1 protein-coding gene is annotated in these 767 nt (G+C 72.6%); it reads left to right on the forward strand.

Annotation, left to right across the window (positions count from 1 at the left end):
* On the forward strand, window positions 1–546 hold a 546-nt coding region (locus tag ABT008_RS23780; protein ID WP_350698537.1), incomplete at its 5' end, for a hypothetical protein.
* Window positions 547–767: the final 221 nt, after the last annotated feature.

The following is a 767-nucleotide window of genomic DNA, read 5'->3' on the forward strand; positions in this document are numbered from 1 at the left end:
CGCGCGGAAGACCGCTCCGGCGAAGAAGGCGGCGACTGGTCGCGTCGCTCCTACGCGGAAGACCGCTCCGGCGAAGAAGGCGACCGCGACCCGGCCGGCCGCGACACGCAAGACGGCGACCGCAGCGAAGACGACAACGACCCGGGCCACAGCGGCGCGCAAGTCCGCACCGGCCAAGAAGTCCGCGGCGAAGGCCACGAGCAGCGGTACGGCGGCCCGGAAGTCCGCCGCCCCGGCGAAGAAGTCCACCGCCTCGGCGCGCAAGTCGACAGCACCGGCCCGGAAGTCGACAGCGTCGGCCCGGAAGTCCACGGCGAGCGCGACGACCACGGCGAGCGCGACGACCAGGGCGGCGGCCCGCAAGTCCACGGCCCCGGCGAAGAAGGCCACGACGAGCGCCGCGAGCCGTGCCCGCAAGTCCACTGGTCCGGCGGCCAAGTCCACCGCGAAGCGGACGACGACCTCGACGACCTCGGCGACCTCGGCCCGCAAGGCCACCCCCGCCAAGTAGCCGACCTCAACACAGCCTCCAGCGTCTTCCGCTGAGCAGGTCTCCCTGCCCGCCCACCCGGCCGGTCATCGACGCGCGATCATGGAGTTGTGGCCCCCGCGAAAGCCGTGAAAGTGGGCAAAGCGCCAGCCACAACTCCATGATCGGCGCGTGCAGACCACGGCGCGTGCAGACCACGGCGCGTGCAGACCACGGCGCGTGCAGACCACGGCGCGTGCAGACCACGGCGCGTGCAGACCACGGCGCGTGCAGACCA

It is taken from the genome of Micromonospora sp. NPDC002389, from assembly GCF_040296095.1.
Taxonomy (GTDB): domain Bacteria; phylum Actinomycetota; class Actinomycetes; order Mycobacteriales; family Micromonosporaceae; genus Micromonospora.